Genomic DNA, 6,625 nt, shown 5'->3' on the forward strand with positions numbered 1-6,625 from the left:
GGTTTGCTTGAGCGCGGCGATGCGCGGATCGTCCCGCTCTTCCGCATCGTCCCTTTTTTGATAGGAGACCTGATCTTTAGGGCGATCGGAACAACCTGTGTCGTCGCAGATCCGTACCGTGCTGGCGGTGACCGACGGGTCTTGCGCGCACGCGGCCAACAGCAACAGCAGCCCCGGTGCGAGTAGACGGCGATACATGGGTACTTTCCTCAAGTTTTATTGGCGCCGCAATTCTTCGAGCTATCCCACCCCGTGAGCTCGTACCTGGTTGCGCGCGGCGCAGCGGATACAATTTCATCCGCCAACGCCGACACGCAGTCCTAGGCTCTCTCAGGTTCTCTCTTCGAATCGTTCCATCACTATTTCATTGCTGCCGATTTTCGCTGCCCGACCGGGGTCAGCAACGCTCTCCAAACATGACGCAACAAACAATAGTGACGTGGTGAGCAATAATAATGGAGAAAAACGGCATGTCAAGGCCCTTGGCGTGTTTGAAGTTTGCGTGACACGTCAGTTTTGATATGCTCTCCCTCGCCAAAAACCCTGGAGACCCCATCGAGATGTCCACCACCGAGCAGGCCAACGTCGATCTCATCACCGCCAACAAGGTGCGCGATCTCCTGAACCGGAACGGCATTCCGCCGCGAAGTCACAACACGACGATCGCCAACGTGCTCGGGCTGAGTTTCTCGGTCGTCACGCGCAAGATGAAGGGCTTGATCCCGTGGAACCTGTCGCAGTTGCAGGACATCGCGACGCACTTCGGCGTGCCGCCCGCGATCCTGCTCGACGACAAGGGCACGCAGCCGGCCGCGGCCGAGATGATCGACGCGACATTCGTGATCGAGTCGAAGCGCTTGCGCTGCCGCGCCGCGATCTCGACGAAGGCCACCAGCCAGATCGAAACGGATTTCGTCGCGCTGCAGTGGCAGGGCGAATGGATCGTCACCGAGCGCGAGCACGCGCGCGAGGGCCGCACGTATCCGGTCGACGTGATCGAGCTGCGCTCGGCGCAGCCGAACGTGTATGCGGCGCGGATCGCCGTGGTCGACGATTCGCACGACGTCGCCGAAACGGTCTGTGAATATTTCATCGAGAAAGGCGTGAACGCGATTCCGTACTTCGACGGCGCGAGCTTCCGCAAGGCGCTGGAGGTCGAGGATTTCGACGGCTACATCCTCGACTGGATGCTCGGCGACCAGACGGCCGCCGAACTCGTGCGCGGCATCCGCTCGAGCGAGAACAGCGGCGCGCCGATCTTCCTGCTGACCGGCAAGATCTCGACCGGCGAAGCGAGCGAGGACGAAATCGCGCACATCGTGTCGCACTACAACGCGCGCTGCGAAGAAAAGCCGGTGCGCCTGCCGATCCTGTTCGCGGAAGTCGCCCGCGAACTGAAACTCACGCTGCCGGCGGCGTCGGCCGCGAACTGAGAACCGGAAACCGCGGCCGGAACGACAACCCGCTACCCGCACCACCAGACCGAGGGAAAGACATGCGCGTTTCAACCATCTGGATCAAAAGCCTGCTGACGGCATGCCTGCTCGGGATGACCGTCGCGGCGTGGGCGGCGGCGTCGTTCACGTTTACCGTCGACGGCAAGATCAGCAAGAGCAACCAGCAGGGGAAGATGACCTACGTCTTTTCCGAGCAGGCGCTGATGGCGCTGCCGCAGCATACGATCGTCACGTCGACGAGCTGGACGCCGAAGGCGACCTTCACCGGCCCGCGCCTGTCCGACGTGCTGAAGACGGTCGGCGCGCACGGCACGCAGATCGAATTTCGCTGCATCGACGAATACACGTTCACGATTCCCGTGTCGGACGCCGACAAATACGGCGTGATCCTCGCGCGGACGATGAACGGCAAGGTGCTCGGCAACGACAACTACGGCCCGCTGTGGATCATGTATCCGCGCGACCAGTATCCCGACGAGCTGAAGACGCCGCTCGGCGAGGCCAAGTTCGCGTGGCAGATCATCGGTCTGACCGTGAAGTGACATGACGCGGCGGCGATGGAAAAATAGAAAAATCATCCTGGTCCTCGGCTCGCTGTGGATCATGGGGTTCGCCGCGTGGGCGTTCCTGCTGTGGGATCTCCTCGCCACCTCGGTCAACGAGGGCGTGCTCGAGGGGCCGCGCGAAGGCGTGTTCTGGACCGCCGCGCAATACCGCAACGTGTATACCCGCTTCGATCGCCAGCTGATTCTCTACGCGACGCGCGAGGACGATGACTTCGATCACCTGCAGATGCAGCTCGACAGCCTGTCGGTGTCGTTCGGGTTCCTGCAGCGGCCCTCGGAAGTGTCCCAATACTGGCTGCGCATCCCGCGCGCGCGCAATGAGATCGACGCGCTCGGCGAATTCATGACGCGCCTGAAGCGCGAGGTGCCGCTACTGCGCGACTCGCCGAAGCAGGCGCGTCAGGTGATCGACGAAGTCAACGCGTACTGGCCGAAAGTCAACGGCCTCGCGAACTACTTCCGCGCGATCGAAATGGCGCAGCGCGATTTCACGTTCCATCAACTGAAGGACAAGCAGCGCGCGATCCTGATCCTCGGCATCGTGCTCGGCGTGATCCTGTGCGCGCTGTTCCTGCTGCTGTTCTATACGATGCGCACGCGCGACGACCTGCTGGAGCGGCAAAACGCGGCGCTCGATGCGGAGCGCAAGGCGTCCGACCGCGCGTTCGAGATGATCGAGGCGAAGAACGCGTTCCTCGGGATGGTCAGCCACGAGCTGCGCACGCCGCTGCAGGCGATCTGCGGATCGATCGAGATCCTGCTCGCGCGCCCGCAATCGGATGCGAACCTGAAGACGATCCGGCGGCTGCAGAATTCCGCGCTGTCGCTGGAGGCGCTCGTCAAGGACCTCACCGACTACATCAAGCTGCGCTCGACGAAGCGCGTCGCCGAACTCGATACCGTCGGCATCGCGCCGCTGCTTGCCGAAGTGCTCGAACCGCTGCGCGAGAGGATCGCGACGAAACGGATCACGGTCACGCAGCACGTCGAGCCGGCCGGCCTCGCGATCTGCTCAGATCGCAAGCTGCTGCGACAGGTGCTGTCGAACCTGATCGAAAACTCGGTCAAGTACACGACCGGCGGCTCGATCACGGTGGCGATCACGCTCGCCGATGCGCCGGCCGGCCAGCAGGTGAGGATCGCCGTACGCGACACCGGCGCGGGCATCGCGAAGCAACATCTGTCGAAGATCTTCGAGCCGTTCTATCGCGCGAACGACGCGGTCGGGCTGCACGTGGACGGGATCGGCATGGGGCTCGCGGTCGTGCGCGAAATCGTGACGACGCTGCGCGGGCATGTGGACGTGCGCAGCGTGGTCGGCGAAGGCAGCGAGTTCGTCGTGACGCTACCCGTCGAAGTGCCGGGCGTCGACACGGCCGGCACCGTGGCAGGCGATGCGCCCGCGCTGCCGCCCGTACCGGCGCACTGCGGCCGGCGCGCGCTGATAGTCGACGACAACGACAACGCGCGCGAAACGCTCGGCGCGATGCTGTCGGCGCTCGGCCTCGAGGTGGATCTGTGCGGCACCGGGCAGGAAGGCGCCGCGCGCTTCGGTACGGGCCGCTACGATCTCGTCGTGCTCGATCTCGAACTGCCGGACCTGAGCGGATTCGACGTGGCGCGGCGCATTCGCGCGATGGCGCAACCCGATGGCAATGGCAATGGCGATGGCCGGCGTCCGGCGATCCTCGGCGTCAGCGCGTATGAATCGGCCGCGCTGCGCGAGAACCAGCGGGTATTCGACGCGTTCCTGCCGAAGCCGGTTCACCTTCGCGAACTCGGCGCGCTCGTCGAGAAGCTGCTCGCCTGAGCGCGGCGTCACGCGTTTCCTACCGCTCGTCCGCTCGCTTATTCGCCGATCAGATGCAGCACGATGTCACGCCGGTGCGCCGCGCGGCGATGCTCGAACACGTAAATCCCCTGCCACGTGCCGAGCACCATGCGTCCGTGCTCGACCGGAATCGACAACTGCACCTGCGTGAGCGCCGTGCGCAGATGCGCGGGCATGTCGTCGGCGCCTTCGGTGTCGTGTTCATAGCGCGTGTCATCCTCGGGCGCGAGTGTCGCGAAATAGCGTTCGATATCGCGCTGCACCGACGGGTCCGCATTCTCCTGGATCAGCAGCGACGCCGACGTATGGCGGCAGAACACGGTGAGCAGGCCGGTGCGGATCGCCTGCTGGTCGACGAACGCGCGCACCTGCGGCGTGACTTCGACGAGCCCGCTGCCACGCGTATCGACACCGACGTGCGTAATCGCCTGTTGCATCGCCATGACCTCAGGCCAGCGCGGCGAAGCCGTCGGCTTCGATCTGTTTCGCATCGGCGGGGCGCACGACGCGCGCGACTTCGACCCCATCGCGCAGGAAGACCAGCGTCGGCCACAGCTTCACGCCGAACGAGCGGCCGAGCGGACGGCCGGGGCCGTCCTCGATCTTCAGGTGCCGCACGGCAGGATGCGCGGAGAACGACGCCGTGATCGCAGGCTGCGCGCCTGCGCAGATCCCGCACCAGTTCGCGCCGAATTCGATGACGGTTGCGCCGCCCAGTGCGTCGACTTCCGCGCGGGTCGGCGCGTTGGCGGTATAGCGTTGCTCGGTGTCCATCAGGCCCTCGTGTGCGTTGGCGGAACGTGACTGCACGCGCCGGCGCGATGCGGGCGCGTGCGGCCTTCGATTTCTTACTGTAGCGGAAAAGCCCGCGCGCTGCCGGCGCGGTCCGCGCGCATCGTCCGGAATGACACGACAAGAATCGGAGCGCCGCATCGCCGCGACGGGATCAGCATGGGAACCGATCCCGTCAACGAGGCTTCGACCATGAATGCGCCGCATTGCGTCACCGAACCGAACATCCTCTACTTCGGCACGCCCGTCGTGCTGGTCAGCACGCTGAACGAAAACGGCACGGCCAATCTCGCGCCGATCTCGTCCGCGTTCTGGCTCGGCTGGCGCGGCGTGATCGGCATCGCCGCCAGTTCGCAAACCACCCGCAACCTGCTGCGCACCGGCGAATGCGTGCTGAACCTGCCGTCGTCGGCGCAGGCGGACGCGGTCGACCGGATCGCGCGCACGACGGGCACGTACCCGGTACCCGACGGCAAGCGCGCGAAAGGCTACGTATTCGAACCGGACAAGTTCGGCACGGCCGGGCTGACCGAAGCGGCATCGCAAACCGTCACGCCGCCGCGCGCGCTCGAATGCCCGGTGCACATGGAGGCGGTCGTCGCGGCCACCTACGGAATCGGCGAGGACACGCCCGACCTGCGCGGCCGCATCCGCGTGTTCGAGCTGCGCATCCAGCGCGTGCACGTGCATCCCGACCTGCTGATGGACGGTCATCCGGACCGCATCGATCCGGACAAGTGGTCGCCGCTGATCATGAGCTTCCAGAAGTTCTACGGGCTAGCGCCGCGGCAGGTGCATCCGTCGCGGCTCGCCGAAATTCCCGAACGCGCGTATCGCAGCCCCGACATCGAGCGTTCGCGCGACGCGGGCACGCTGGCCGGTAGCGCACGGTAATGAAGCGCGCGGGAGAACGCCTGTGAATTCGATACGCCGCCCTGCTGCCACCCGTGCGGCCGATGTCGCCGCGCCGGCCCGGCACCGCCTCGTACTGCCGGCGCTGTGCATCGCCGTGCTGATCGCGCAGATCGACACGGCGATCGTCAATCTCGCGACCGAACCGATCGGCGCCGCGTTCGGCGCCCGCGTCGCCGCGCTGCAGTGGGTGATCGACGCGTACAACCTCGCGTATGCGGTGCTGCTGCTGCTCACGGGCGGCCTGATCGACGACCTGTACGGCCGGCGGCGTGCATTCGTGCTCGGCGCGACGGTGTTGAGCGGCGCGTCGGTCGTGTGCGCGCTCGCGCCGACGCTGGCGTGCTGATCGCGGGCCGCACGCTCGCCGGCGCGGGCGCCGCGCTGCTGATCCCCGCGTCGCTCGCGATCGTCCGCGTGCTCTGGCGCGATCCGGCCGAACGCGCACGCGCGCTCGGCATCTGGGCCGCGTGCGGCGGCATCGCGATGATCGTCGGCCCGACGCTCGGCGGCGTGCTGATCCACGCGTTCGGCTGGCGCAGCATCTTCGGCGTCGTGATTCCGTTCGGCATCGCCGCGATCGCACTCGCCAGCGCCGTCGTGCCGGAATCGGCCGATCCGCGGGGCCGGCGCTTCGATCCGGCCGCCCAGGTGCTCGGTGCGATCGCGATCGGCTGCGTCGTATTCGCGACGATCGACGCGCGCCACGACCCGCTGCGCGCGCCGCTGCTGATCGGGACCGGCGCGGCCGCGATCGCGCTGTTCGTGCGGATCGAACGGCGGCTCGGCACGGCCGCGCTCGTGCCGCTCGACCTGTTCGCGAATCGCGCGTTCCGCGGGATGCTGGTCGGCAACGGCGCGATGACGTTCGGCGGCTACGGGATGCTGTTCGTGCTGCCGCTCGCATGGCAAAGCCACCACGTGCTCGATGCCACCGGTGCCGGCCTCGCGCTGCTGCCGATGTCGGTGCCGTTCGCGCTCGTGTCGTTCGGCTCCGGTGCCGTTGCGGCCCGCGTCGGCGCACGCACGGCCGGCGCTGGCTGCGTCGCGCTGATGGGGCTCGGGCT

General features: G+C 66.4%; 6 protein-coding genes and 2 pseudogenes. 5 read left to right on the forward strand and 3 right to left on the reverse strand.

All coding sequences use genetic code 11. The features are described 5' to 3' along the window. Positions 1-198 (reverse strand): annotated as a pseudogene (locus JMF86_RS25735) (sel1 repeat family protein); the annotation flags it as partial. Between the two features lie 362 nt (positions 199-560). Between JMF86_RS25735 and JMF86_RS25740 the strand changes: the two are divergent. From JMF86_RS25740 to atsR, 3 genes are all read left to right on the forward strand, one after another. Next, on the forward strand, positions 561-1,433 hold the full coding sequence (locus JMF86_RS25740; protein ID WP_011548427.1) for a helix-turn-helix domain-containing protein: 873 nt from the start codon (positions 561-563) through the stop codon (positions 1,431-1,433). 62 nt (positions 1,434-1,495) lie between these two features. Next, positions 1,496-1,999 carry a molybdopterin-dependent oxidoreductase gene (locus tag JMF86_RS25745; protein WP_011548428.1) on the forward strand — a complete coding sequence of 168 codons (504 nt, stop codon included), beginning with the start codon at positions 1,496-1,498 and terminating at the stop codon, positions 1,997-1,999. Between the two features lies 1 nt (position 2,000). After that, complete coding sequence (gene atsR, locus JMF86_RS25750; RefSeq protein ID WP_011548429.1) at positions 2,001-3,833, forward strand: hybrid sensor histidine kinase/response regulator AtsR; 1,833 nt, start codon at positions 2,001-2,003, stop codon at positions 3,831-3,833. 38 nt (positions 3,834-3,871) lie between these two features. Here the strand turns inward: atsR and JMF86_RS25755 are convergent, their stop codons facing one another. Next, the gene (locus JMF86_RS25755) at positions 3,872-4,291 is read right to left on the reverse strand and encodes a secondary thiamine-phosphate synthase enzyme YjbQ (protein ID WP_011548430.1); all 420 of its coding nucleotides are present in this window, start codon (positions 4,289-4,291) and stop codon (positions 3,872-3,874) included. A 10-nt stretch (positions 4,292-4,301) separates the two neighbouring features. Continuing rightward, a complete protein-coding gene (locus tag JMF86_RS25760; protein ID WP_006485487.1) occupies positions 4,302-4,628 on the reverse strand; it encodes a thioredoxin family protein in 327 nt (108 codons plus the stop codon). A gap of 210 nt (positions 4,629-4,838) precedes the next feature. Here JMF86_RS25760 and JMF86_RS25765 point away from each other — a divergent pair, with 210 nt between their 5' ends. Further along, entirely contained in the window at positions 4,839-5,540 is a 702-nt protein-coding gene (locus tag JMF86_RS25765) for a flavin reductase family protein (protein WP_201317173.1), read from the forward strand. Positions 5,541-5,562: 22 nt separating this feature from the next. Then, a pseudogene (locus JMF86_RS25770) lies at positions 5,563-6,625 on the forward strand (MFS transporter); the annotation flags it as partial.

The sequence above is a fragment of the Burkholderia sp. E168m15 genome (genome assembly GCF_016586105.1).
GTDB lineage: Bacteria > Pseudomonadota > Gammaproteobacteria > Burkholderiales > Burkholderiaceae > Burkholderia > Burkholderia orbicola.

Bases quoted from the DNA above. Each gene is read 5' to 3' on its own strand.
- JMF86_RS25755 (WP_011548430.1), bottom strand. From the start codon at position 4,291: ATGCAACAGGCGATTACGCACGTCGGTGTCGATACGCGTGGCAGCGGG.
- JMF86_RS25760 (WP_006485487.1), bottom strand. From the start codon at position 4,628: ATGGACACCGAGCAACGCTATACCGCCAACGCGCCGACCCGCGCGGAA.
- JMF86_RS25745 (WP_011548428.1), top strand. From the start codon at position 1,496: ATGCGCGTTTCAACCATCTGGATCAAAAGCCTGCTGACGGCATGCCTG.
- JMF86_RS25740 (WP_011548427.1), top strand. From the start codon at position 561: ATGTCCACCACCGAGCAGGCCAACGTCGATCTCATCACCGCCAACAAG.
- atsR (WP_011548429.1), top strand. From the start codon at position 2,001: ATGACGCGGCGGCGATGGAAAAATAGAAAAATCATCCTGGTCCTCGGC.
- JMF86_RS25765 (WP_201317173.1), top strand. From the start codon at position 4,839: ATGAATGCGCCGCATTGCGTCACCGAACCGAACATCCTCTACTTCGGC.